This window comes from Streptomyces sp. NPDC037273 (assembly GCF_055603625.1).
Map to the genome: position 1 here is coordinate 831,694 of NZ_JBVJVO010000002.1, position 23,561 is coordinate 855,254.

General features: G+C 70.7%; 21 protein-coding genes. 7 read left to right on the forward strand and 14 right to left on the reverse strand.

Going from position 1 to position 23,561, the window contains the following annotated elements:
• The first annotated feature begins 21 nt into the window (after positions 1 to 21).
• Positions 22 to 648, forward strand: a complete 627-nt coding sequence (locus ACZ7G1_RS08980) for a response regulator (RefSeq protein ID WP_470880724.1) — start codon at positions 22 to 24, stop codon at positions 646 to 648.
• Here ACZ7G1_RS08980 and ACZ7G1_RS08985 read toward each other — a convergent pair.
• Together ACZ7G1_RS08985 and ACZ7G1_RS08990 are read right to left on the reverse strand one after the other, a co-directional pair.
• Positions 645 to 1,184, reverse strand: coding sequence for a GNAT family N-acetyltransferase (locus ACZ7G1_RS08985; protein ID WP_470880722.1), 540 nt, complete (start codon positions 1,182 to 1,184; stop codon positions 645 to 647). The genes ACZ7G1_RS08980 and ACZ7G1_RS08985 overlap by 4 nt on opposite strands.
• Before the next feature lie 79 nt (positions 1,185 to 1,263).
• Positions 1,264 to 1,587 carry a DUF5955 family protein gene (locus ACZ7G1_RS08990; protein ID WP_470880720.1) on the reverse strand — a complete coding sequence of 108 codons (324 nt, stop codon included), beginning with the start codon at positions 1,585 to 1,587 and terminating at the stop codon, positions 1,264 to 1,266.
• Positions 1,588 to 1,774: 187 nt separating this feature from the next.
• On the opposite strand from ACZ7G1_RS08990, the gene ACZ7G1_RS08995 reads away from it, so the two are divergent.
• The 3 genes from ACZ7G1_RS08995 to ACZ7G1_RS09005 all read left to right on the forward strand — a co-directional run bounded on the left by ACZ7G1_RS08995 (position 1,775) and on the right by ACZ7G1_RS09005 (position 4,641).
• Positions 1,775 to 2,392, forward strand: coding sequence for a nucleotidyltransferase family protein (locus ACZ7G1_RS08995; RefSeq protein WP_470880718.1), 618 nt, complete (start codon positions 1,775 to 1,777; stop codon positions 2,390 to 2,392).
• A 227-nt stretch (positions 2,393 to 2,619) separates the two neighbouring features.
• Complete coding sequence (aceB, locus tag ACZ7G1_RS09000) at positions 2,620 to 4,242, forward strand: malate synthase A (RefSeq protein WP_470880717.1); 1,623 nt, start codon at positions 2,620 to 2,622, stop codon at positions 4,240 to 4,242.
• Positions 4,243 to 4,506: 264 nt separating this feature from the next.
• Positions 4,507 to 4,641 carry a DUF6408 family protein gene (locus tag ACZ7G1_RS09005; protein WP_470880716.1) on the forward strand — a complete coding sequence of 45 codons (135 nt, stop codon included), beginning with the start codon at positions 4,507 to 4,509 and terminating at the stop codon, positions 4,639 to 4,641.
• 49 nt (positions 4,642 to 4,690) lie between these two features.
• On the opposite strand, the gene ACZ7G1_RS09010 is transcribed toward ACZ7G1_RS09005, so the two are convergent.
• The gene (locus ACZ7G1_RS09010; protein WP_470880714.1) at positions 4,691 to 6,757 is read right to left on the reverse strand and encodes a DUF2075 domain-containing protein; all 2,067 of its coding nucleotides are present in this window, start codon (positions 6,755 to 6,757) and stop codon (positions 4,691 to 4,693) included.
• Between the two features lie 523 nt (positions 6,758 to 7,280).
• On the opposite strand from ACZ7G1_RS09010, the gene ACZ7G1_RS09015 reads away from it, so the two are divergent.
• Both ACZ7G1_RS09015 and ACZ7G1_RS09020 read left to right on the forward strand, forming a co-directional pair.
• Positions 7,281 to 9,089: a DNA/RNA helicase domain-containing protein gene (locus ACZ7G1_RS09015; RefSeq protein WP_470880741.1), complete on the forward strand. Its 1,809-nt coding sequence runs from the start codon at positions 7,281 to 7,283 to the stop codon at positions 9,087 to 9,089.
• Between the two features lie 225 nt (positions 9,090 to 9,314).
• Positions 9,315 to 10,460, forward strand: coding sequence for a GDSL-type esterase/lipase family protein (locus ACZ7G1_RS09020; RefSeq protein WP_470880712.1), 1,146 nt, complete (start codon positions 9,315 to 9,317; stop codon positions 10,458 to 10,460).
• A 19-nt stretch (positions 10,461 to 10,479) separates the two neighbouring features.
• On the opposite strand, the gene ACZ7G1_RS09025 is transcribed toward ACZ7G1_RS09020, so the two are convergent.
• The 3 genes from ACZ7G1_RS09025 to ACZ7G1_RS09035 all read right to left on the reverse strand — a co-directional run bounded on the left by ACZ7G1_RS09025 (position 10,480) and on the right by ACZ7G1_RS09035 (position 14,761).
• Positions 10,480 to 12,288, reverse strand: a complete 1,809-nt coding sequence (locus ACZ7G1_RS09025; RefSeq protein ID WP_470880711.1) for a hypothetical protein — start codon at positions 12,286 to 12,288, stop codon at positions 10,480 to 10,482.
• A gap of 161 nt (positions 12,289 to 12,449) precedes the next feature.
• Entirely contained in the window at positions 12,450 to 13,604 is a 1,155-nt protein-coding gene (locus tag ACZ7G1_RS09030; RefSeq protein WP_470880710.1) for a beta family protein, read from the reverse strand.
• 185 nt (positions 13,605 to 13,789) lie between these two features.
• A complete protein-coding gene (locus tag ACZ7G1_RS09035) occupies positions 13,790 to 14,761 on the reverse strand; it encodes a fibronectin type III domain-containing protein (protein WP_470880708.1) in 972 nt (323 codons plus the stop codon).
• Positions 14,762 to 14,914: 153 nt separating this feature from the next.
• Between ACZ7G1_RS09035 and ACZ7G1_RS09040 the strand changes: the two genes are divergently transcribed.
• Positions 14,915 to 15,589: a hypothetical protein gene (locus ACZ7G1_RS09040; RefSeq protein WP_470880707.1), complete on the forward strand. Its 675-nt coding sequence runs from the start codon at positions 14,915 to 14,917 to the stop codon at positions 15,587 to 15,589.
• Positions 15,590 to 15,635: 46 nt separating this feature from the next.
• On the opposite strand, the gene ACZ7G1_RS09045 is transcribed toward ACZ7G1_RS09040, so the two are convergent.
• The 8 genes from ACZ7G1_RS09045 to ACZ7G1_RS09080 form a co-directional block, all read right to left on the reverse strand.
• Positions 15,636 to 16,451, reverse strand: coding sequence for an aspartate/glutamate racemase family protein (locus tag ACZ7G1_RS09045; RefSeq protein ID WP_470880705.1), 816 nt, complete (start codon positions 16,449 to 16,451; stop codon positions 15,636 to 15,638).
• 62 nt (positions 16,452 to 16,513) lie between these two features.
• Entirely contained in the window at positions 16,514 to 17,863 is a 1,350-nt protein-coding gene (locus tag ACZ7G1_RS09050; RefSeq protein ID WP_470880739.1) for a nucleobase:cation symporter-2 family protein, read from the reverse strand.
• A 442-nt stretch (positions 17,864 to 18,305) separates the two neighbouring features.
• Entirely contained in the window at positions 18,306 to 19,694 is a 1,389-nt protein-coding gene (locus ACZ7G1_RS09055) for an 8-oxoguanine deaminase (RefSeq protein ID WP_376437742.1), read from the reverse strand.
• Positions 19,695 to 19,742: 48 nt separating this feature from the next.
• Positions 19,743 to 21,161, reverse strand: a complete 1,419-nt coding sequence (locus ACZ7G1_RS09060; protein ID WP_470880703.1) for a nucleobase:cation symporter-2 family protein — start codon at positions 21,159 to 21,161, stop codon at positions 19,743 to 19,745.
• 73 nt (positions 21,162 to 21,234) lie between these two features.
• Positions 21,235 to 22,158, reverse strand: coding sequence for a factor-independent urate hydroxylase (pucL, locus tag ACZ7G1_RS09065; protein WP_376437737.1), 924 nt, complete (start codon positions 22,156 to 22,158; stop codon positions 21,235 to 21,237).
• Positions 22,159 to 22,163: 5 nt separating this feature from the next.
• On the reverse strand, positions 22,164 to 22,553 hold the full coding sequence (gene uraH / locus ACZ7G1_RS09070) for a hydroxyisourate hydrolase (protein ID WP_116158141.1): 390 nt from the start codon (positions 22,551 to 22,553) through the stop codon (positions 22,164 to 22,166).
• Positions 22,550 to 23,065: a 2-oxo-4-hydroxy-4-carboxy-5-ureidoimidazoline decarboxylase gene (uraD, locus tag ACZ7G1_RS09075; RefSeq protein WP_470880701.1), complete on the reverse strand. Its 516-nt coding sequence runs from the start codon at positions 23,063 to 23,065 to the stop codon at positions 22,550 to 22,552. Before uraD ends, uraH begins: the two co-directional genes overlap by 4 nt.
• A 155-nt stretch (positions 23,066 to 23,220) precedes the next feature.
• Complete coding sequence (locus tag ACZ7G1_RS09080; RefSeq protein WP_470880737.1) at positions 23,221 to 23,559, reverse strand: helix-turn-helix domain-containing protein; 339 nt, start codon at positions 23,557 to 23,559, stop codon at positions 23,221 to 23,223.
• Between the last annotated feature and the right edge of the window lie 2 nt (positions 23,560 to 23,561).

A 23,561-nucleotide genomic window follows, 5' to 3' on the forward strand; every position in this document is an offset into this window, starting at 1 on the left:
CCTCCCGACGGGAGTCCCGGCATGACCATCCGCCTGCTCCTCGCGGACGACCACCCGGTGGTACGGGCCGGGCTGCGCGCCGTCCTCGACACGGAACCCGATTTCACCGTCGTCGCCGAGGCCGCCACGGCCGAACGCGCGGTGGAACTGGCCGCCGCCGGGGGCGTGGACGTGGTCCTCATGGACCTGCAGTTCGGCTCCGGCATGCACGGCTCGGAGGCCACGGCCGCGATCACGGCCGTCCCGGCCGGGCCGAAGGTGCTGGTCCTCACCACGTACGACACGGACGCCGACATCCTCGCGGCGGTGGAGGCGGGCGCCTCCGGCTATCTCCTCAAGGACGCCCCGCCCGAGGAACTCGCCGCCGCGGTCCGCACCGCCGCGGCCGGCCAGTCCGCCCTCGCCCCCGCCGTGGCCCACCGCCTCATGGACCGCATGCGCACCCCCGCCGAGGCCCTCACCAAGCGCGAACTGGAAGTCCTCCAGCTCGTCGGCGAAGGCCTCTCGAACCAGCAGATCAGCAAGGCCCTCTTCCTCAGCCAGGCCACCGTCAAGTCCCACCTGGTCCACATCTTCGCCAAGCTCGGCGTCGACTCCCGCACGGCCGCGGTCGCGGCGGCGACGGCCCGCCGGCTGATCCGGCGCTAGTCCCTGGCGGGCGCGGCGATGCGGTAGAGGACGTTCGGGCGCAGCGGGCCCTCGGGCTCGGTGGGGTCGTCGAAGTCGTCGGCCGGGTCGGTGGTCATGCCGATCCGGCGCATCACGGCCTGGGAGCGGACGTTCGTGGCCGTCGTCACGGCGAGGATCTCGGGGAGCCCCAGGTCGTCGAAGCCGTGCGCGAGGACCGCGCGGGCGGCCTCGGAGGCGTACCCCTTCCCCCAGGCCGTACGGGCGAGCCGCCAGCCGATCTCCACGCCGGTGAACGGCGCCCAGTCGTCCACCTCGTCGAGCCCCGCGAAGCCGACGAACTCGCCGGTGTCCCGTACCTCGACCGCCATCCATCCGAAGCCGCGCCGGTCGAAGTCGGCGAGGAACCGGGCGACGGAGGCGTCGCTCTGCTCGCGGGTCAGCGTGGCGCCCAGGTGCTCCCGTACCTCGGGGTCGGCGTTCATCGCCGCCCACGGTGCGAGGTCGGAGTCCCGCCAGCGGCGGATGGTGAGTCGTTCGGTACGCAGTTCGGTCATCGGTCCAGCCAACGCGAGCCGCTCACCTGGGGCAATCGCTTTTCCCAGGACGCACGGACGCCGGACCGGGGCCGACCGCTCAGGCGCCGGGCGGCGCGGGCGGCGGGCCGAAGAGCTCGACGGCGCGGCGGACGCCCGCGAGGGCCTCCGCGAGGGCGCTGACCGAGCCGACGGAGCCGGCGACGAGGAGGAGGGAGCGGCGGAGGCGCCGTACCTCGGGGGCGCCGCTGAGGGCCATGGCGTCGAGCGCGGCGAGCTCGTCCTCGGCGATGGCACGATCGGCGAACTCGGCCCGGTGGCCCGCCAGTTCGCGCCTGAGCCGGGACACGGCGGACCGCAGTTCGGCCACCCTGGGGTCCACACCCTCGCCGGTCACTCGCCTCTGCCCCACGCTTCGCAACATGGTTCTCCCCCCGCACGACACTGTGCGCAGAACTCCGTACGACGAACACTCCGAACGGACCCGCCGGACGACGGTCGGGTGCCGTGAGCCGCGGGCCAGTTAACTCCTTCGCCACCCCGGCGCGCCACCCTTGGTGGACGGAATTCAGGCGACCGTGTCATTCCGCCTGATGCGGTATGCAGTCCGCATGACAACTACTGCTGAAGACCGGCCTCCGCTCGTCGCGGGACTCCTCCTCGCCGCCGGGGGCGGCCGGCGGCTCGGGGGGCGCCCCAAGGCACTCCTGACCCACCGCGGCCGGCCGCTGATCGAGCACGCGCTGGGCGTCCTGCGGGAGGCCGGCTGCGAGGTGATCCACGTCGTCCTCGGCGCCTCGGCCGAGACCGTACGGGAGCGGGCGGAGCTGGCCGGGTGCGTGGTGGTGGAGAACCCGGAGTGGCCGGGCGGCATGGGCTCCTCGCTGCGGGTGGGGCTCGCGTCGCTGGCGGCGGACCCGCGGGGCGTGGACGCGGCACTGGTGTCCCTGGTGGACCAGCCGGGGATCGGGGCGGAGGCGGTGGCGCGGGTGCGTGCGGCGTACACCTCGCGGGATTCGCTGGCGGCGGCCTCGTACGACGGGCGGCGCGGGCATCCGGTGCTGTTCGGCGCGCGGCACTGGGCGGGGATCGCCGAGGGCGCGGTGGGCGACCGGGGCGCGCGGGACTATCTGGCGGCGCACCGGGATGCGATCACGCCGGTGGACTGTTCGGATGTGGCCGAGCCCTATGACATCGACACGGAGGCGGACCTGTCGCACCTGGAGTGAACGGCTTGGCACCGAGCGCCATGTTGTGTCGATCCGGAGAATCTCGACATCAACAAACCATTGAACTTCCACCATGAGGAAACTAGTATCCACTGTTCAGAAGCGCCTGCTCGTTCAGAAGGCGCTTGCGGCCGTATCCCGGCGCCCGCGGCACTCCGTGCCGTCCCGCGCGACGCCCGGCGGCCGCCTGGCACCGCCCGTGAAGTCCGCGAAGGAAGTGACAGTTCATGTCCGCACCCGCGCCGTCCCCCCTGGCCGTCGTCGATGCCGAGCCCCTCCCGCGTCAGGAGGAGGTGCTCACCGAGGCCGCCCTGGCCTTCGTCGCCGAACTGCACCGGCGGTTCACCCCGCGCCGGGACGAGCTCCTCGCCCGCCGGGCGGAGCGCCGCGCCGAGATCGCCCGCACGTCCACCCTGGACTTCCTGCCGGAGACCGCCGCGATCCGCGCCGACGACTCCTGGAAGGTCGCGCCGGCCCCGGCGGCCCTGAACGACCGCCGTGTCGAGATCACCGGCCCGACCGACCGCAAGATGACGATCAACGCGCTCAACTCCGGCGCGAAGGTCTGGCTCGCCGACTTCGAGGACGCCTCCGCCCCGACGTGGGAGAACGTGGTCCTCGGCCAGGTCAACCTGATCGACGCCTACACGCGGAACATCGACTTCACCGACCCGCGCTCCGGCAAGTCGTACGCCCTCAAGCCCGCCGACCAGCTCGCCACGGTCGTCATGCGCCCCCGCGGCTGGCACCTGGAGGAGCGTCACCTCACCTTCGACGGACGCCCGGTGCCCGGCGCGCTCGTCGACTTCGGTCTCTACTTCTTCCACAACGCCCAGCGTCTGATCGACCTCGGCAAGGGCCCCTACTTCTACCTGCCGAAGACCGAGTCGCACCTGGAGGCCCGCCTCTGGAACGACATCTTCGTCTTCGCCCAGGACTACGTCGGCATCCCCCAGGGCACCGTCCGCGCCACGGTCCTCATCGAGACCATCACGGCCGCGTACGAGATGGAGGAGATCCTCTACGAGCTCCGCGACCACGCCGCCGGTCTCAACGCCGGCCGCTGGGACTACCTCTTCTCCATCGTCAAGAACTTCCGTGACGGCGGCGCCAAGTTCGTCCTCCCGGACCGCAACGCGGTCACGATGACGGCCCCGTTCATGCGCGCCTACACCGAACTCCTCGTCCGCACCTGCCACAAGCGCGGCGCGCACGCCATCGGCGGCATGGCGGCCTTCATCCCGTCCCGCAAGGACGCCGAGGTCAACAAGGTCGCCTTCGAGAAGGTCAAGGCCGACAAGGACCGCGAGGCCGGCGACGGCTTCGACGGCTCCTGGGTCGCCCACCCCGACCTCGTCCCCATCGCCATGGCCTCCTTCGACGCCGTCCTCGGCGACAAGCCGAACCAGAAGGACCGCCTCCGCGAGGACGTCTCCGTCGCCCCCGGCGACCTCATCGCCATCGACTCCCTCGACGCCAAGCCCACCTACGACGGCCTCGTCAGCGCCGTCCAGGTCGGCATCCGCTACATCGAGGCCTGGCTCCGCGGCCTCGGCGCCGTCGCCATCTTCAACCTCATGGAAGACGCCGCCACCGCCGAGATCTCCCGCTCCCAGATCTGGCAGTGGATCAACGCCGGCGTCGTCTTCGAGAACGGCAAGACCGCCACCCCCGAGCTGGCCCGCGAAGTCGCCGCCCAGGAGCTCGCCGCCATCCGCACCGAGATCGGCGAGCAGGCCTTCACGGCCGGCAAGTGGCAGCAGGCCCACGACCTCCTCCTCCACGTCTCCCTCGACGCCGACTACGCCGACTTCCTGACCCTCCCGGCATACGAACAGCTGGTCGGCTGATCTCTCCCCACTTCGGCTGAATCGCACAGCGGCCGAAACCCTGCGGCCTTGGCTCGGCGTGTCTCCGACACACCGAGCCAAGGCCTTCTCACGCCTCGCCACATCTCCGATCCCCGTGCACCCGACGGTGGTTGCGGGGTAACGTTGAGGCTGCTTGCCACCCCTCCGTTCGGAGGGTGTACGCGTCGCGCTTCCTCGGATCGGCCGGTGCCCCGGCTGGGGACCTCCCTGCCAATGATCCGACTCCTCAAGGAGATGCCTGGCATGGAGCCCGTCAAGTACAAGCCCACTCGGCGTGATTGGTTGCGTGACCTCACCCTCAGCATCGCTGGCGGCCTGGCAACGGAACTGCTGCTCTGGGTGGCGCATGTGGCAGCGTCCATCACCGGAATCCGGTAGTGGGCGGCGGCGGGCTTTCGAGCCCGCCGCCTGATCACATCCTCGCTGCTCAGGAGTCGAACAGGCCAAGCTGGCCTCCGAACTGAGAATCCTGCTTCCGCTTCTGCCCGGCAATTTGGGCCCGGAGCATGCGCTCGAAACGTTGCTCTTCGGACCGCGATGCCGCGGAGGGCCTCAGGCCCTCCTCCTCCACAGGAGCGACCATCCCCTTGAGATACCGCTGAGTTTCCGGGTCTGCCGAGTACAGAACGATCGCGGCGCTGGCACGCGTCAGGAGCACGTGGTACGCGTTCCGGATCCGACGAGCGAACTCGTCCGGGTCCTTCGGCAGACCGGGGTCGACGGATCCCGGTGCGAGCAGCTCTCGCAGCCCGGTCTCCTCGTCCTTCTTCGAGACCTTCCCCTTCCTGAACTGCCACTCATCGCCACGTCGGACCATGTCCTCGCCGAGAATGACGCCGCACCAGTCCCACTCGAGGCCCTGGGCGGTGTAGACGCAGCCGATCTGCCCGACCCCGGCCGCGTCCACTCCCCACAATTCGGCCGGAGGTTCACCCTGCGCGTACCGCTTCAGCGTCCCCTTCGCGTTCCAAGGTCGCTTCCAACCGGCGATGCTCACATCGAGCGGGAGTTCACGGGTTCCCTCATCGGGCAGGTTCCACGGCCAGCAGAATCCTGCGACCATCCGAGCGGTAGCCCCGGCCCGCTGCTCCTCCAGGATCACCTTCTCGAGATCCTCCACGCTGTCGGCCACCTCAACGTGCATGAGCCCGTCCGACTCCCACACATGCGGCGTCCCGCCGGAGATTCCGAGAAGGTCCAGAACCCACCTTCGAAACCCCTCGCTGCCGCCGCACCGGAACTCGTTCTGGAGGTCGTAGATGTCCGGAGTGACGCCGTGGCGCAGCGCCGCATCTGCGACGAGCCGACTGGCGCCCACCTCGCCGCGCCTGAGCGACTGGTTGTCGTCCAGCAGAAACACAGTCACCCGAGCCGCCTGGATCAGCTCGTCCACCTGGGGTTTCGTACCGCGTTTCTCCGGCGGCCAGTACTGCACGCTCGACAGCTCGCGTATGCGATGGGCCTCGTCGCAGATCAGTAGATCGAGTGGAGGCGTGGGGGGCTCGACGAAACTGAGAAAGTGCGCAAGCTGCTCCTTGGAAAGGACGTCATCTCGCTGGAAAAGCTGCTCCAGAGCAGCGTGAAATGCGAGCGATCCGGTGGCATAACGCGCGTTCATTCCAGCCGCCGTGAAATGTCTCATCAGCTGGAGGCCGATAGCACTCTTCCCCGTGCCCGCCCCGCCCCTGACCAGGAAGACGCTGTGCTCACCATGGTCGCCGCCGCTGCTCCGCCCTCTCTCCACAGCACGCTTGACATCGCGCCAGACACTCCGCTGCTCGCCTCTCAGAGTGAAGGCCGTGTCCACACCCTCGGAGAGCGCCATCGCCTCCAACAGTGGCGCGTTGCGCAGCCCGAGTCTCCGCAGAAGACGCCCGGCAGCGGCCGCCCCACTCTCCGGCTGAAATCTGTCACGCACCTCCTCCAGGAGATCGAGGCGCGTTTCGTCCGTAAAGTAGAACGTGTGCGAGCCCTTCGGGGTGCCCGCCATCAGCAATGGGTCCACTGATTCTTCGCTGGCATTGTGCAGGTAGGTGAGGCCCGCATAGGAGACACTCAGGCCGTCCATCGAGGAATCCGAAGCGAAGAAATCGACAACGTTCCCCACCTGAGCGCTCGGATGCTTCTTGGGCTTTCTGTAACCCTGCACATTCACTTTCTCAGGATTCGCTGCCACCTCCACCGAGCTCCATCTCTTGAGCTCCACGACAAGCAGCGAGTCCTGCCCCGTCTCGGGATGCACTCCGACGAGGATCACGTCCGCGGCACCGTCCACCCCCTGAGGCTCACACTCCACGAACATGTGCAGCTCGCCGTGCCCCGCGTCGACCAGCTCCTCCGCGAGCCGGATCAGGCTTTCCTTCCAGGCCTCCTGCTCGGACGCAGATGCCGGCTTCCCCTTGAATCGGACCCAACGCGCGGCCAGGTGCGGCAACAGACGATCTCGCTGATGGAGTTTCAACAGATGCCGCGCGGAGAGCTGCAGCAGAAGCACGGAAGAGTCCCCCAGGGCACGAGTAAGCTCGCGCGGGTGGGGGCCTGTCCGATGAGGGAAGCCCGTCGGGCCGCAATGACGTCAGTGATCATAGATCGTCGACGAAGCGAACAGAATCGACATCACCTCACACAGCAGATCACTTTGAGCCACCCATCGAACTCCAGTGACTCGGTACCGGACCACGCCTCACCGTAGGGAGACCGCGCGTGTCTGCGCATCAAGACTCCACAGCCGCACGCACACCCGAGCGCCTTAGCCCACGCGGCCGCCGGTCCCGCATCCGATTTCAGACGAAACGTTTCCTTCATGCTGGGCCGACGGTATCACCCTCCACCCACGGCGCGGCATTCCGAAGCAGACATCATGCGCGGCACCGTCGGACGCGAACCTGCTGACCACCACGGATCCTCAGGCGTCGCACACAGCCACTTTCGCCCCTCATCTCGATCTCGCCACACTCGGGAGCTCTGCTTTGCTTCGTGACACCGTCTCCAACGCCGCGGTTCAGGCCGTGAAGGGAATGCTCCCCCAACGCCTGGTGGAACAGTTCATGGAGGACCGTGGACACAAGCCAAGCGCAGCCGAGATCAGGTCCTGGGAACGCAGCCTGCCCGCCCTGATGAGCGTGCTGGTCGAAGCGGGGCTGCAGGACGTGACCGTGCTCCTCGAGTTCGGGCTGCCGCTGACCAGCAAGCGCGCCGACGCGGTCCTTGCCGGCGTCCATCCCATGACCGGCGAGCCGTCCTACGTCGCCATCGAACTCAAGCAGTGGAGTCAGGCGGCACCGGAGGACGGGGAGCCGCTGTTGTGTCGCGTCGACACCTACACACACCCCGTGCTCAACCCCATCGAGCAGGTGCGTGGTTACTGCGACTACCTCGTCTCGTTCAACGGAGCCCTGGCAGAGCGCCCTGAACGAATAGCGGGAGCCGCATACCTTCACAACGCCACGGAGTCCGGCATCTCAGGTCTCGCCGAGGTGGGCGAATCCGAGCGGGGCAGGCTGTTCAGCGAGCAACGCCGTGGTGCGTTCATCACCTTCCTCCAGTCGCGACTCGCCCCCATGAACGGTGCCACCGCCGCCGACGAGCTCCTGGCCGGCAAAATCGGCCCTTCGAGGCAACTGATGGCGGTCGCAGCCCAGGAGGTGCGCGAGCGGGAGCAGTTTGTGCTGCTCGATGAACAGCGCGTGGCCTATGAGACGGTGATGCGCGCGGTTCGCCATGCCGCACAGGCGGACCGCAAGAACGTCGTCGTCGTCACGGGCGGACCCGGAACGGGCAAGAGCGTCATCGCCCTCTCCCTGCTGGGTGAGCTGTACCGACAGGGACGGCCGACTCTCCACGCCACCGGGTCACAGTCCTTCACGAAGACGATGCGCAGGGTCGCCGGGGCGCGCAAGCGTGAAGTACAAGATCTTTTCAAGTACTTCAACAGTTTCATGGCCGCCGAGAAGAACGCACTCGACGTCATCCTCTGCGACGAAGCTCATCGCATGCGCAGGACGTCGGCGAATCGATACACCCCAGCGAACCGACGCACCGACCGGCCGCAGGTCGAGGAACTCATCGACGCCGCACGGGTACCGGTCTTCCTCCTGGACGAGCACCAGATAGTACGACCCGGCGAGATGGGCAATCTCGACCAGATTCGCGCGGCCGCCACTGCCAAAGGCCTCGACTGCACCGTCGTCTCCCTCGACAGCCAGTTCCGTTGCGGCGGAAGCGACGCATACCTCCGCTGGACACTGCGCCTTCTGGGCCTGTCGCCGGGCGGCCCCGTGCCATGGGACCCGGACGGCAAGATGCGGCTCAGGGTGGCGGACACCCCAGGCGAGATGGAGGCCTTTCTCGAGAGCAAGCGGGCGCAAGGGCACAGCGCGCGCATGGCGGCCGGGTACTGCTGGCGATGGACGAAGGAAACCGCGCCGGGTCAGGCCCTGCCCGCCGACGTGGTGATAGGCGACTGGGCTCGCCCGTGGAACGTCTTCGGTGATCGTGCGGTGGCCGGTGCACCGCCGTCGGCGCTGTGGGCCACCGACCCGGCCGGATTCGGACAGGTCGGCTGCGTCTACACGGCGCAGGGGTTCGAGTACGACTGGAGCGGGGTCATTCTCGGTCCCGATCTCGTCTGGCGGAACGGGGCCTGGGTGACGGATCGGACGCAGTCGAAGGACCCGGTATTCAACCGCTCCACCCCTGACGACGAGATCGATCGCCTCATCCGCAACACATACAAGGTCCTCCTGACGCGCGGCATGATCGGTACGGTCGTCTACTCCACGGATGAGCTGACCAGGGCGAAGTTGCACGAGCTCGTTTCGGGCTGAAAGCTGCCACCCCGCACAGCCCCGTCGCCGGTGAAGGCACAGCTCCGGGGGCGGGACTTTGTCGTGGGTGGCGAGTGGGCCTGTGCGGGGACAGGGGACGTGACGGAACCGAGATGTGCAGCTACCTAGCGGTAACAAGCCGGGGCGTGTCAGATTCCGCCATGTCACCGGCGCCGGCGGCTGTCCCCCACATCACTGCGTCACGCATACCGCAGGAGCACAGCCATGCCTTCGTCCCCCCACCGTGCGCTGCGCGCACTCCTGGCACTGTGTACCGCCGCCGGGCTCGCTTCCGTCGCTGTTCCGTCCGCTCACGCCGCGAACGGGAGCGGGCCGACCGCGATCGTCGCCATGGGCGACAGTTACATCTCAGGGGAGGCCGGCCGGTGGCAGGGCAACAGCCTCACCAACTCCGGCAACCGCAACGGCACCGACCGCGCGTGGACGGGCAGCGGGTACGACCCGTCCCGGGTGTACGGCACCACGGCCGGCGGGTGTCACCGCTCGGACACCGCCGAGGTGAAGAGCGCAGGGGCGCTCGCGAGCCAGCTGATCAACCTCGCCTGTTCCGGGGCGACCACGCGGAACGTCATGCGCGCGTCGCAGGGCGGTCAGGCCTACAAGGGCGAGGCGCCGCAGGCCGATCAGCTGGCGGCCGTGGCGGCCGCGAACGACGTGGAGCTGATCGCGCTGTCCATCGGCGGCAACGACCTCGGGTTCGCCGACATCATCAGGACCTGCGCGACCGACTACATCGTCTGGTACTCGTACTGCCACGACGACCAGCAGGCCGAGGTCGACGCGAAGATCGACGGTGTGATGGCGGACGTCGCCACGTCCGTCGACGAGATCCGGGCGGTCATGTCGGCCGCCGGCTACGCCACCTCCGACTACCGGATCGTGCTCCAGTCGTACCCCTCCCCCATCCCGCGCGCCGCCGACAACCGCTACGGCGAGAGCGGCTGGGCGCGCACCAACACGGGCGGCTGCCCGTTCTGGAACGCCGACTCCGACTGGGCCCGCGACTCCCTCGTCCCGCAGCTCGCCAACCGGCTGAAGGGCGTGGCCGCGGCGAAGGGCGTGCAGTTCATGGACCTGCGGGACGCGCTCCAGGGGCGTGAGGTGTGCGCCAAGGCGAGCAAGCAGGTCTCGTCGACCGTGCCGGCCTCGGCGACGACGAGCGAGTGGGCGCGCTGGATCGACAGCCAGAACACCCAGGGCCTCGTCCAGGAGTCGATGCACCCCAACGCCTACGGCCAGCAGGCCCTCGGCCGCTGCCTGGCCCTCGTCCACGCCCGCCCCACCGGCAACCACAGCTGCCGGAACACGGCGGGTGCGGGAGCCTCGGGAATGTACCTGACGACGGGCTGACACCCGGGCGGGACCACGGTCACGTCACGGCGATGCCGAGCGGGCGGAGGACCCGCTCGGCCTCGTGACGGTCCGCCGCCGCCATCGCCCGGACGAGGGCGGCGGAACCGCCGGGCCAGGCCGCCGCCGCCTCGTCGAAGGCGGTACGGCGGGACTCCAGCGGCCCCTTCTTGCCGGGCAGCGCGTCCAGGACGTACAGGGCGCGCGCCGACGTCCGTACCTGGATCGCGTCGGCCGGCTCGTCGCGGTCGCGCAGCGCCTGGAGGGCATACGCCCCGATGACCGGGTCGCGGAGGGCTCCGCGCAGCGCGTCGGCGGGGGCCGAGGCGGTGTCCAGGAGGGCGAAGAGGCCCCGGACGCCGGCGGCCTCCTCGGCGCCGGCGTGGACCGTACCGAGGGCGGCGAGCAGGGCGGACCAGGCATCGGGGGTGTCCCCGCGCGCGTGGAGCCAGTCGGCCAGCACGCGCGTGGCGACGAACGGGGACCAGCCCTCGGCGGCGGCGACCACGTCCGCCGCGCCCCACGCGGCGGCCTGGGCGGCGTCGGGCGCCACGATCCCGCGCACACCGAGCAGATAGCGCACCACGCCCGCACCACGCGGGGTCAGCCCGAACGCGTCCCCGCTGCGGAACACCAGACCGGTGGCCGCCAGCCGGTCGACGGTCACGGCAAGCTCCTTGGCAGGGCCTTCGAGCCGCGCCCGGTCGGCCTCGTCCAGCTCGGCCGTGCCGAGCAGCCGGACGAGCTCCGGCACCGGCGGAACCGTGTACGTCCCGGGCGCCTCGGCCGGCACCGCCACCGGCAGGTCCTCCATGGCCGGGTCGACGGTCCAGTCCTCGTACTCGGCGGCCTTGCGGGCGATGGACTCCGCGGAACAGCCGCGCTCGTAGACCGCGTACAGCAGGTGCGGAGCCTCACCGCCGTACGGCTCGAACTCCTCCTCCGCGAGCTCCTCGACGGCCGCGATCAGGGCGTCGGCGTCCGCCTCGACCGCGCCCGGTCCCGCCCCCGTCTCGATCGCGGGCGGCGGGGGCACGGGCACGGCGGTGTCGCTGTAGTAGTCCAGGTGCTCGTCGAGCAGCGCGTCGGCGAGGACGAGGTGCGGGAAGGCATCGGGCCCCGGCGCGAACCGCGCGTACGGCCCGGACAACTGCTCCGCGAGCCCCGCCGCCGTCCACCGGTCCTGGAGCGCGGCGGCCACCTGCCCGATACCCGTCGCCACCGCGTGGTCCGTGAGCAGCGGCCCCGCCTCGGGCTGCCCCTCCGCGTCCCGCACGTACGCCCGGGTGAGCGCCTCCGCGAGCAGCACGTCCGCGAGGGCCGTACGCCCCATGAGGTCCGCCCGGTGCACGCCGTCCGGCAACGGCGCGCCCTCCAGCGCGGCCAGCCTGCGCCGTACGTCCTCCGGGTCGGCGAGGTCGGTGCCGCAGGTGCGCAGCAGCGAGGCGTACCAGCGGTGCCAGGTGAGGTTCCCCGGATCCTTCATGGCCTGCTCGAAGTCCGGCCCCGCGTCGGCGACCACCGCCGCGACCCGCTCCCCGCGCCCGCCGTCGAACCGCGCCGCGAGCGCCGTCAGAACGGCCGGGTAGGCCGCGAGTTCGCCGGGTGGCGCGTACACGAAGGTCGGCAGGTCCTCCACCAGGAGTTGCCGCACGAGACCGGGCGTCGGCTCCGGCACCCCCGTGCCACGGTCCGCCCCTCGCAGGGCGAGCAGTCCCAGCACCGCCTCGGCGGCACGCGCGAACGCGGGGTCCCGGCGCTCGGGTGTTCCGTCGAGGAGTTCGAGGAACCTGTCGAGTCCGGTGTTGGTGAGTACGGTCTCGGCCACGCTTCCCAGGGTAGTTCCGGGGCGCCCCTTCCGGGCGGAAACACCCTCCGGACAGGTGTGTCGGCGACGCGCGGGGCGGCCTGGCCGCTTCCGGGGAGCTCGCGGGTCTGGTGGTCACGTGGGTCGGGTGGGTCAGGTGGGTCTCAGGGGGGTCAAGGGGGTCAGGTGCTGCCTCGGAGCTCGCGGGCGACGTGGGTCAGGTGCTGGAGGTGGCCGGCCCAGATCCAGGCGTCCGGGTGGCGGGTGCCGGTGAGGCCGCCGCCGTCCGCGCAGGCCTGGAGCCAGCGGTCGCCCCGGCTGTAGTCCGCGCCTCTGAAGTCGGCGGTGTCGACGATGTCCCGGGCGTGCGAGCGGACGAGGAGGTGGTGGTCGGCCCGGTCCGCGCCTACCTCGCCCACCAGGAAGGTGCGGGTGGTGGTGTAGCGCACGGCACCGTGGAACGGGCTGTCTCCCGCGTCGGAGACCCGGTCGGCGCTCGCCGGGTCGTGGGCTCCGTAGTCGCCGTACACGGGCTGTCGCCCGAGGCCGCCGGTGAGGTGACGCAGCAGGTCGCGGAGGTCCCGGTCGGCCCTTCCGGTCTCGGTGAGCGCGGCCCCGTAGCCCTGGGGGTGGGTACGGGGGAAGGCGCCGGCGAGCAGGACGACGGTGCGCCAGGGGTGGAGCGGGCCGAGGACGTCCAGGGCGTGGAGCGCCCAGCGGTGGGGGCCGAGGTCGGGCCCGTGGTGGGGCGCGTGGTCGATGTCGAGGTGGGCGTCGTCGACCGCTCCCAGGTCGAGGAGGAGGTCCACGGGGCAGCGCGCGAACGCGATCCGGCGCAGGAGACGGCCGACGTCCTCGGCCCAGCGCTCGTCGGACACCTCGGCCGGGCGCACCCTCACGCCGAGGCCGCCGCCCGCCGCGGCGGCTTCCGCGCAGGCGACCTGCTGCCATGCGGCGCGGTCGGTGCCGGTCACGGGCCGCAGGGTCGGCGGGCCCGTGACGAAGGCGCGGGGCCCGGTCTCGACGTGACAGGTGTCGACCCAGGCGGGGCGACCGCGCTGGACTCGCGCGATCGCGGTCAGGGCACGGTGTACGTGGGTGCCGAGCGCAAGGGCGTCCGGGTCCGCCTGGTCGGGGCGGTACCGGCCCGGTGTCCGTTCGGGGCCCACGCGGGGCGGGACGGTCCAGAGCGGTGCGATGGCCGCCCGGATGTCCGGTGCGAGGCCGCCGTAGGCGCTGAGCGCGCTCCGGCGGGCGGGCAGCGCGGGTACGTATATCGGCTCGGTGATCGGCTCGGTGATCGGCTCGGTGATTGGCTCGGTGATCGGTTCCCTCATCGGCGCGCCCCCCAGCAGCCTGTCGAATCCCCTGTCCCCTGTCCCTTGTCCCCTGGTCGCAGGGTGGGGTGTCCCCTGGTCGCAGGGTGGGGCGGGACGGGGCTCGGCGAAAGGGGGCGATTTCGGCCAAGTTCCGGGGAGTTCGGGTGTTCGTCCTGGGAGTTCGGCTTCTCCGTACTCGCTCGTCAGCGCACGACGACGGTGCGGGGTGCGGAGAAGTCGCCCCAGGTGCCGTCGGGGAGTCGGGCGCGGAGGGTGAGGGTGTAGCGGGTGCCCGGGGGGTCGGGGACGGGGAAGGTGTAGGTGGCGCGGCCGGGGGGTGGGGTGGTGCCCCAGATGATGGTGGTGGCGAAGCGGCCGTCGAGGTGGAGTTCGTGGTGGGTGACGGGGGCGCCGGTGGCCGGCGGGGTCCAGGTGACGGTGATCTCGCCCTTGGCGGAGGTGGCGACGAGGTCCTTGGGGGCGGTGTTCGGGGGCGCGCCGGGGGCGGAGGCGGTGGTGAGGTCGGCGGGGGCGCTGTCCGGTGAGGAGTTCTCGGCGGCGTCGCGGGCGCGGACGGTGAACGCGTAGGCGGTGCCGGGGCGCAGGCCGGTGAGACGGGCGGTGGTGTCGGTGCCGGGGACGGTGTGGATACGGGTGTCGGCCTGGTAGACGTCGTACGCCGTGACCCGGGTGTCGTCGCGGGCGGCGGCCCAGCGGAGGGTGGCGGCGCGGCTGCCGTCGGGGGTGGCGCGGAGGGCCGAGGGCGCGGTGGGGGGCGTGCGGTCCTCGGTGGCGGTCGGGAGGGTGGTCGCGGTGACGGGGGCACTGGGGGCCGAGAGGTTCCCGGCGGCGTCGCGGGCGCGGACGGTGAAGGTGTGGCGGGTGGCGGGGGCGAGGCCGACGACGTCCGTCATGAGGGTGGTCGCGGGGAGGTCCTTGACCTTGCGGCCCTCGCGGTAGACCTCGTATCCGGTGACGGCACGGTCGTCGCCGGACGCGCTCCACATGACGTGGACGGTGCTCGCGCTGCCCGCCGTCGCGGTGACGCCGACGGGGGTGGTGGGGGCGCGGGTGTCCTTCGGCTCGGGTGCGGCGGCGGCCGAGCAGGCGGCGAGGGCGAGCGCCAGGAGGAGTCCGAGGGCACTCAACAGGCTTGCGGCGAGCGGGCGTTGCACGGGCCGGCCTCCGTCCGTCGAAAAGGTCCAGACCTATATGACACGGCTAGGCCCACCCCGGCAAGCGTCCCGACAGGACCCGGCGGGAGGGCGTTGTCAGTGGGGTGCGCTTCACTGTGAATGTCACTCTCTGTAATCAAGTTTGGGGGAATCATGACGGACCGTACGACCTATGTGTCCTTCGCCGGGGTACGCCGACGAGGCTGGACCGACACGATGGTGCGCGAGCTGCTCGGCACGCCCGACGTCCAGGGCCGCGACCCGCGCCGCTGGTCCCTCGCGCCCGTCCGCCTCTATCTCCTGGCCCGGGTCGAGACCGTCGAGCGGACCCCCGAGTTCACCGAGACCTCGCTCCTCTCACCGGCCCGCTCCGCCGCCGCCGGTGCCTACGCCGAGCGCCGCCGCGCCGCCGTCCTCGCCGCGATCCGCGCCGAGCCCATCGACGTTCCCCGCCTGCCCGGCCCCGAACTGGAACGGCGCGCCGTCCGCCACCGTCACCTCCTGACGGGCCGAAGTCCGGCGACACCGCCGCCGTCCGCCGCGGCCCCCGCCGGAGCTCTGGGCGGTGCGGGCCGTCCGGGTGGCACGGGGGGTCCGGGCGGTCCACGGGGCGGTGGTCTCCCCGCCGGCGGCTCGCTCGTGCGGTGGCAGGTGAGTTATCTGCGGCATGCCCTGTCGCGGTACGAGGCGCTGCTGGACGGCCTGTACGGGGCGACCGGGCGGGCCGAGGCCGAACGGTTGCTGCGCCGGCGGCTCTACGAGGCGATCGCCGCCGCGTATCCGGCGCTGGCCCAGGAGTGCCGGCGCCGGATCGAGGTGGAGCGGTGAGCGGGAGGCGGGACGGGCGGCGGGCGGCCGCGCCGCCGTGGGGGGTTCAGGACGCCGGGAGGCGGATCATCGCGTGGATCGCGTGGATCGCCGCCTGGATCGGGGCGACGACGGGAATCGCGCAACGGCGTCGGAGCTCTTCGGCGGCCTCGCCGAGCGGGCCGCCGCCGATGACGACGACCCGGGCGCCGTCGCGTTCGGCGCAGGCGCGGACCGCCCGTTCCAGCCGGTCGAGGAGGAGGGCGGGGTCGGCGGAGAGGCGCTCGGGGACGCCGGCGGTGAGCCGGACGCCGGTGTACCGGTCCGCGAGACCGAGAGCGGTGACGCGTTCCGTGATGGCGTCGGCGAGGAGCGGGGTGGTGGTCGCGATCCCGAACGGGAGGCCGTGGGAGGCGGCTTCCCTGAGCGCCGCCTCTCCCAGGCCCACCACGGGCACCTCGGCCGCCGCACGCAGTTCCTCGATCCCCGGGTCGCCGAAGGCGGCGACGAGCAGCGCGGCGCAGTCTCCCTCGGCCGCGGCTCGGAGTCCCGCCGCGAGGACCTCGGGCGCCGCGGCGCGCAGGGCGTCGGGGTCGGTGAGCATGCCGGGACCGCGGGCGACGGTCACGCCCCGCACGGACAGGCTGCCGACGGTCACGCCAGGCGCGGCCGGGCCACCGGCGGCGGCGCGGGACAAGGCCACACCGGACGTCGCTCCGGACAAGGCCACGCCCCGCGCGGAAGCGCCCCGCGCGGAAGCGCCCCGCGCGGAAGCGCCCCGCGCGGAAGCGGCCCGCGCGGAAGCGGCCTGGGTGAGGGCCTGTTGGGCGAGGGTGGTCATCATCGCGGTGGTGGCGGTGGAGGTGTTGGGGTTGATCAGCACGACGGCCCCGGGCCCCGCGGCGTGCGCGGGGACCGGGGCTGGCGAGGGGGTGAGCAGCGGGTTCAGTGGGCGTGCGCCGCCTTCGCCGAGTGGCTGCCGGAGATGTCCTCACCGGGCTCCATCGGGGCGGTGACGTCGTCGTCGTCCTGTCGCCGGCCGAGGTGGTTGAAGACCACGTTGAGCAGGACGGCCGCGACGCAGCCGGTGGAGATGCCGGAGTCCAGGATGATCTGGGCGGTCTCCGGGAAGGCGTGGTAGAAGTCCGGCTTGGTGATCGGGATGATGCCGACGGCCAGGGAGACGGCCACGATCAGGACGTTGTTGTCCTTCTCCAGGCCGGCCTTGACCAGGGTCTGGATGCCGCTGGCGGCGACCGAGCCGAAGAGGACGACGCCCGCGCCGCCGAGGACGGGCCGGGGGACGACCGAGATCAGCGAGGCGGCCACCGGGGAGAGGCCCATCAGGACCAGGAAGCCGCCGCCGCAGGCGACGACGAAGCGGCTGCGGATGCGGGTCATGGCGACGAGGCCGATGTTCTGGGCGAAGGCGCTGCACATGAAGCCGTTGAACAGCGGGCTGAGCGCGGAGCCGAGGGTGTCGGCGCGCAGGCCGGCGGCGATGGTCTTCTCGTCTGCGGGCCGGTCGACGATCTCGCCGAGCGCCAGCATGTCGGCGGTGGACTCGGTCATGGAGACCAGCATGACCACGCACATGGAGATGATCGCGGCGAGCGCGAACTGCGGGGCGCCGAAGTGGAAGGGGGACGGGAAGCCGACGATGTCCGCCTCGGTGACCGGGGAGAAGTCGGTGACGCCGAACGGTATGGCGATGAGGGTGCCGAGGACGAGGCCGACCAGGACGGCGATCTGCTTGAGGAAGCCTCGGGTGAAGCGGCGCAGCAGCAGGACCACGACGAGCGTGATGCCGGCGAGCGAGAGGTAGGTCGTCGAACCGTAGTCCGCGGCCTTGGGGTTGGGCCCCTGGGCCCAGCCGAAGGCGACCGGGAGGAGGGAGACGCCGATCAGGGTGATCACGGTGCCGGTGACGACCGGCGGGAAGAACCGCACGAGGCGGGAGAACCAGGGGGCGGCGAGGAAGCCGAGCAGACCGGCGACGATGATCGCGCCGAAGATGACGGGGAGCGCGTCGGCCTTGTTCTCGGTGGTGTCGACGATGGCGAGCATCGGTGCGACGCCGGCGAAGGTGACGCCGTTGACGAACGGCAGCTTGGCGCCGATCTTCCAGACGCCGAGGGTCTGGAGGAAGGTGGCGAGGCCCGCGGTGAAGAGGCTGGCGCCGGTGAGGAAGGTGAGTTCGGTGCCGGAGAGGCCGACGGCCGCTCCGACGATCAGGGGCGGGGCGACGACGCCCGCGTACATGGCGGCGACGTGCTGAAGGCCACTCGTGGCCATCTTGAGTGGGGGCAGCGTCTCGTCGACCGGATGCTTCTCGCGGTCTTCGGGGGCGGAGCCTTCGTCTGGTGCATTGCGAACCTGGGGCTGGGTGGCCACGGCGGTTCCTCCGGTCGGTTACACGTCGGCGGCGACGAGGGGTTCAGGGAGGTGGTGCGATGCGATGCGGGGTGCCGGACGGGGCGAGGTGCGGGGCAATGCGGGTGCCGGACGGGGCGAGGTGCGGGGTGATGCGAGTGCCGGGCAGTACGAGTGCCGGACGGGGCGGGTGCCCGGTGGGGCCGGGGCGGGTGCCGGGTGGGGGCCGGGCACGTTTCACCGTCCCGGGGGTGCCGTACGTCTTCTGCGTACGGCACCACCCGGTCCGGCTGCCGCGGACCCCGCTCGGGTCCGCGGCGACCGACCGAGGGCCGTCCCCCTCGGTCGGACTCCGTGGGGAGGATCAGCTCTGGGCCGTGATACGGGCCAGGCGCTGGGCCTCCGCGCGCGCGTCGCGCGCGATCTGCTCCTCGTCGGCGAAGAGAAGGCGGTTGTTCTCGACGATCTGCTTGCCGTTGACGAAGGAGGCGGTGACCGGGGCCGCGGCGCCGAAGACGATCGCGGTGACCGGGTCGGCGATCGAGGAGTGGCCGAGGCCGTCGATCTTCCAGAGGACGAAGTCGGCGAGCTTGCCGGCTTCGAGGGAGCCGATGTTGTCGGCGCGGCCGAGGACCTGCGCGCCGCCGTAGGTGCCGAGGCGCAGGGCCTGGCGGGCGTTGAGCGCGGCCTCGCGGTGGGCGCCGAGGCGGTTGATGAGGAGCGCGTTGCGCAGCTCGGTGTGGAGCTCGCCGGACTCGTTGGACGCGGTGCCGTCGACGCCGAGGCCGACGGGGACGCCCGCCTTCAGCATGTCGGGTACGCGGGCGATGCCGGCGGCGAGGCGCGCGTTCGAGGAGGGACAGTGGGCGACGCCGGTGCCGGTGCGGGCGAAGGCGGCGATGTCGGAGTCGTTCATGTGGACGCAGTGCGCCATCCACACGTCCTCGCCGAGGAAGCCGGTGGACTCGAAGTAGTCCGTCGGGCCCATGCCGAAGAGCTCGTGGCAGAACTTCTCCTCCTCCACGGTCTCCGAGCCGTGGGTGTGCATGCGCACGCCGAGGCGGCGGGCGAGCTCGGCGCCCTGCTTGAGGAGCTGGGTGGAGATGGAGAAGGGGGAACAGGGGGCGACGGCGACCTGGGTCATCGCGTCGAAGGAGGCGTCGTGGAACTTCTTCACCGTCTCCTCGGTGGCGGCGAGCGCGCCCTCGGTGGTCTCGACGGCGAAGTCCGGCGGCAGGAAGCCGTCCTTCTCGCTCATGTCCATGGAGCCGCGGGCGAGGGTGAAGCGGACGCCCATGTCGGAGGCGGCGCCGATGATGGCACCGGAGAGGTCGCCGGAGTTCTTCGGGTAGACGTAGTGGTGGTCCATGGCGGTGGTGACACCGCCGCGGGCCATCATCGCCAGGGAGCCCTGGGCGGCGACGCGGACCATCGACTCGTCGATCCGCGACCAGGTCGGGTAGAGCGCGACGAGCCAGTTGAAGAGGTTGTGGTCGGTGGCCAGGCCTCGGGTGATCCACTGGTAGAAGTGGTGGTGGGTGTTGACCAGACCGGGCGTCACCAGGTGACCGGTGGCGTCGATCCGGCGGACCACGTTCTCCAGGCCCTCCGGCGCCTTGCCGGCGCCGAGGGACTCGATCCTGTTGTCGGCGACGACCAGGTAGCCGGAGGCGTACTCGGTGTCGTTCGCGTCGACGGTCGCGATCGCCGCGTTCTCGATGACGATGCGCTGGGCTGCCGAAGGTGCTGCCATGGCGGTGCTTCCTTCATTCCTCGGGGGTGGTGTGGGCACGGCAGGACCCTAGGAGGATTTGAGTGCCGGAGCCGCGTGACGGCTCCGGGTGCCGAGATGGTGGAAGAACAGGTTGAGCAGGACGGCGACGAGCGCGCCCGCGCTGATGCCGGAGCCGAGCACGGTCTGTGCCCAGGCGGGGAAGCCGGCGTAGAAGGTGGGAGCGGCGAGCGGGATGATGCCCGCTCCGAGCGCGACGGCCACCAGGATGATGTTGGAGCTGTCGTCGAGTCCGGCTTCCGACAGGGTGCGGATGCCGCTGACGGCGATGGAGCCGAAGAGGACGATGCCGGCGCCGCCGAGGACGGGCATCGGGACCATCGAGACGACCGCGCCGAGGACCGGGAAGGCACCGAGGACGATCAGGGCGCCGCCGGCGACGGCGACGACGTACCGGGAGCGGACCCGGGTGAGAGAGACGACGCCGACGTTCTGGGCGAAGGCCGAGGTCGGGAAGCCGCCGAAGACGGGGCCGAGCAGGGTGGCGATGCCGTCGGTGCGCAGGCCGCGGGTGATGGTCTTCCCGTCGCTGCGGCGTTCGCAGATCTCGCCGAGGGCGAGCATGCCGGCGCTGGACTCGGTCATGAGGACCAGCATGACGATGCAGAGGGAGAGGATCGCGGCGGGCTGGAACTCGGGGGTGCCGAAGGCGAAGGGCGCGGGCAGCGCGGCGACGGGTGCCTCGCGCAGGGCGGAGAAGTCGGCCATGCCGAAGGGGATGGCGGCGAGGGTGCCGATGAGCAGGCCGAGGAGCAGGGCGATCTGCTTGACGAAGCCCTTGCCGAAGCGCTGGAAGAGCAGGATGACGACGAGGGTGAAGCCGGCGAGGGCGAGGTACTTCATGGCGCCGAAGTCGGCGGCGGTCTTGTCGCCGCCCTGGGCCCAGCCGACGGGCACGGGCATCAGGGTGACCCCGATGAGGGTGATGACGACGCCGGTGACGAGCGGCGGGAAGAAGCGCAGGAGCTTGCCGAAGAAGGGTCCGACGGCGAGGCAGAAGACTCCGGCGACCATCACCGCGCCGTAGATGGCGGGGAGTTGGTGTCCGGGGGCGCTGGTCTCGGCGATGGCGAGCATCGGCGCGATGCCGGCGGAGGAGGCGGCGTTGACGAACGGGAGCCGGTTGCCGGCGAAGCGTCCGATGCCGAGGGTCTGCAGGATGGTGGCACAGCCGGCGATGAGCAGGCTTGCCGCGATGAGCCGGGTCATTCCGGCGGCGTCCAGGCCGACCGCCTGGCCGATGATCAGCGGAGGGGTGACGACGCCCGCGTACATGGCGGCGATGTGCTGGAGTGCCGCGGGGACGAGCCGCGAGGCGGGAAGCTTCTCGTCCACCGGGTGACACGCGGCCGTGGCCGTGGCGGTGGTGGACGGCGGGGTGGAACACGGGCCTTCGGCGGGTGCCGGCCCCTTTGCAGGCTGTGCCATGGTTGTTCCCTCCGGTCCGGTTCACCGGCCCCGCCCGACTGCGGGCGGGCGGGGCCGGTGACGCGGATGCCGCTTAGAGGTTGGTCATGTCGACCGGGATGAGCGCCGTGGCTCCGTCGCGGAGGACGGTGGCCTCGATGAGGCCGTACATGCGGTCGGCGGCGTAGTAGACCTCGTTGTCGTTCTTGAGGCCGAAGGGCTCCAGGTCGACGAGGAAGTGGTGCTTGTTCGGGAGCGAGAAGCGGACCTCGTCGATCTCCGAACGGTGGTTGATGATGCGCGTGGCCATCTGGTACAGCGTCTGCTGGAGGGAGTACGAGTACGTCTCCGAGAAGGCCTCGAGCATGTGCTTCTTGGTCTGCTCGTAGGACCGCTCCCAGTTGGGCATGCGCTGCTCGTCGTCGGTCCAGTTGAAGCGCCAGCGCGCGGACACCTGGGTGGCCAGGATGCGGTCGTACGCCTCCTGGAGGGTGGTGTACTGGTCCTTGATGTAGCCCCAGAACTCCGAGTTGGTGGAGTTCATGACGACGAGGTCCTTGAGGCCGGAGATGACCTCGAACTTCTCGCCGTCGTAGGTGATCTGGGTGACGCGGGTCTCCTGGCCCTTGCGGGCGAAGGAGTGGTTGACCTCGTCCGAGCCGATGAACTTGGAGTTGGCGTCCGAGGAGGCGATGCGCTCCCAGGAGTACTCCTCGATCCGGATGCGGGCCTTCTTGATCGGCTCCTGGCTCGTCACGAAGTGGCGGGCGAGGTGGATGCCGAACTGCTCGGCGGACTCGATGCCGTACTCCTTGGCGAACGCGAAGATGGTGTTCTTCGTCGTGTCGGTGGGGAGGCAGTGGGCGTTGGAGCCGGTGAGGTGGACGTCGTCGAGGTCGCCGGAGAGGGCGACGGAGACGTTCAGGTCCTTGATGTGGTGGGTGGCGCCGTCCCGCGTGATCTTGACGACGCGGTTCTCTGCTTTGCCGTACTGGTTCTGGCCGAGAATCGTGGGCATGTCTGCTAGCTCCCTCGGTAAACGGAGTAGCCGAACGGGTTGAGCAGCAGCGGTACGTGGTAGTGCTCGCCCGGCTTGACGGCGAACGTGATCGCCACCTCCGGGAAGAACGCACCGCTGTCCCTTACGCGGGGGGCGTCCTGCTGCGCCTCGGCTTGCTTCTTGGCGAAGTACGTCTCGGTCTCGAAGTCGAGACGTACGTGGGTGGTTTCTTCCGGCAGCGCCGGCAGGTCTTTGCAGCGCCCGTCCGCGTCGGTGGCGGAGCCGCCGAGCGTGACCCACTCGGCGTCGGAGCCGCTGCGGGCCGCGAGCGTGATGGCCACGCCCTCGGCCGGGCGGCCGATGCTGGTGTCCAGGATGTGCGTGGACACCGAGGCGGTGGTGTCGGTGCTCATGCGGAGCCCTCTTCTTCTACGAGACGGGTGAGGCGGATGCGGTTGATCTTGCCCAGTTCGGTGCGGACGATCTCCCGCTCCTGGTCGGGCGAGTTCCCGATCCGCTCCCGGACCGCGTCACGCATCTGCTCGCCGGTCCTGCCGGTGGCGCAGATGAGGAAGACATGTCCGAACTTCTCCTGGTAGGCCAGGTTGAGTTCGAGCATCTCGGCCTTGAGCTCCGTGGAGGCGCCGGCCATCCCGCTCTGTTCGCGGGAGGAGGTCGGGTCCCCTGCCTTCGGACGACCGATCGGCGGGTGGCCCGCCATCGCGTCGGCCAGGTCCTCTGCGGTCAGTTCGGCCATGGCGGCGTCGCTGGCGAGGAAGAGGGCTTCGGCGGTGGCGTACGGGCGCTGGGCGAGCAGTTTGCTCCCCCACGCCGAGCTGGAGCACACCTCGTGGAGCGCGGCGACGGCCTCGCTGTCCGCCGAGGTGTTGAACCGGGTGAGGCCCGGTGTCGTTCCTGAAGTCACGGGAAGCCTCCGTGGCTGTTTTTCGCTGTGCGTCGGACGGGCTGCGGATAGCTAACGCCCTCCGCAACACAACGTCAACACTTTGTTGAAAACTCGGCCACACAAAAGCCGTCGTCCCGACATCCGGACGACGGCTTGTGGCCATACATGATCAACTAGTCGCTCTTGGCGGCCTTTTCCCTGTTCAGGGCGGTCTCCCTGTTCAGGTAGTTGTACACGGTGAACCGGCTGACACCCAGTGCCCCGGCCACCGTCTCCACCCCGTGCCGTACGGAGAAGGCGCCGCGCGCCTCCAGGAGCCGGACGACCTCCTGCTTGGCCTTGCGATCGAGTTCGGCCAGCGGCATCCCGTGCCGCCGCTCCATCGCCGCCAGGATGTGATCGAGGGAGTCGGAGAGCTGCGGCAGCCGTACGGCGAGGACGTCCTCACCCTCCCAGGACAGGACGACGTCGTCGGCCTCCGCCTGCGCGGGGACGAGCAGCTCGGCGCCCATGG

Excerpts from the sequence above, each read along its gene's own strand:
- ACZ7G1_RS08980 (WP_470880724.1), top strand. The coding sequence starts at position 22 with ATGACCATCCGCCTGCTCCTCGCGGACGACCACCCGGTGGTACGGGCC.
- ACZ7G1_RS08985 (WP_470880722.1), bottom strand. The coding sequence starts at position 1,184 with ATGACCGAACTGCGTACCGAACGACTCACCATCCGCCGCTGGCGGGAC.
- ACZ7G1_RS08990 (WP_470880720.1), bottom strand. The coding sequence starts at position 1,587 with ATGTTGCGAAGCGTGGGGCAGAGGCGAGTGACCGGCGAGGGTGTGGAC.
- ACZ7G1_RS08995 (WP_470880718.1), top strand. The coding sequence starts at position 1,775 with ATGACAACTACTGCTGAAGACCGGCCTCCGCTCGTCGCGGGACTCCTC.
- aceB (WP_470880717.1), top strand. The coding sequence starts at position 2,620 with ATGTCCGCACCCGCGCCGTCCCCCCTGGCCGTCGTCGATGCCGAGCCC.
- ACZ7G1_RS09005 (WP_470880716.1), top strand. The coding sequence starts at position 4,507 with ATGGAGCCCGTCAAGTACAAGCCCACTCGGCGTGATTGGTTGCGTGAC.
- ACZ7G1_RS09015 (WP_470880741.1), top strand. The coding sequence starts at position 7,281 with ATGCTCCCCCAACGCCTGGTGGAACAGTTCATGGAGGACCGTGGACAC.
- ACZ7G1_RS09020 (WP_470880712.1), top strand. The coding sequence starts at position 9,315 with ATGCCTTCGTCCCCCCACCGTGCGCTGCGCGCACTCCTGGCACTGTGT.
- ACZ7G1_RS09030 (WP_470880710.1), bottom strand. The coding sequence starts at position 13,604 with ATGAGGGAACCGATCACCGAGCCAATCACCGAGCCGATCACCGAGCCG.
- ACZ7G1_RS09040 (WP_470880707.1), top strand. The coding sequence starts at position 14,915 with ATGACGGACCGTACGACCTATGTGTCCTTCGCCGGGGTACGCCGACGA.
- ACZ7G1_RS09050 (WP_470880739.1), bottom strand. The coding sequence starts at position 17,863 with ATGGCCACGAGTGGCCTTCAGCACGTCGCCGCCATGTACGCGGGCGTC.
- ACZ7G1_RS09055 (WP_376437742.1), bottom strand. The coding sequence starts at position 19,694 with ATGGCAGCACCTTCGGCAGCCCAGCGCATCGTCATCGAGAACGCGGCG.
- ACZ7G1_RS09060 (WP_470880703.1), bottom strand. The coding sequence starts at position 21,161 with ATGGCACAGCCTGCAAAGGGGCCGGCACCCGCCGAAGGCCCGTGTTCC.
- pucL (WP_376437737.1), bottom strand. The coding sequence starts at position 22,158 with ATGCCCACGATTCTCGGCCAGAACCAGTACGGCAAAGCAGAGAACCGC.
- uraH (WP_116158141.1), bottom strand. The coding sequence starts at position 22,553 with ATGAGCACCGACACCACCGCCTCGGTGTCCACGCACATCCTGGACACC.
- ACZ7G1_RS09080 (WP_470880737.1), bottom strand. The coding sequence starts at position 23,559 with ATGGGCGCCGAGCTGCTCGTCCCCGCGCAGGCGGAGGCCGACGACGTC.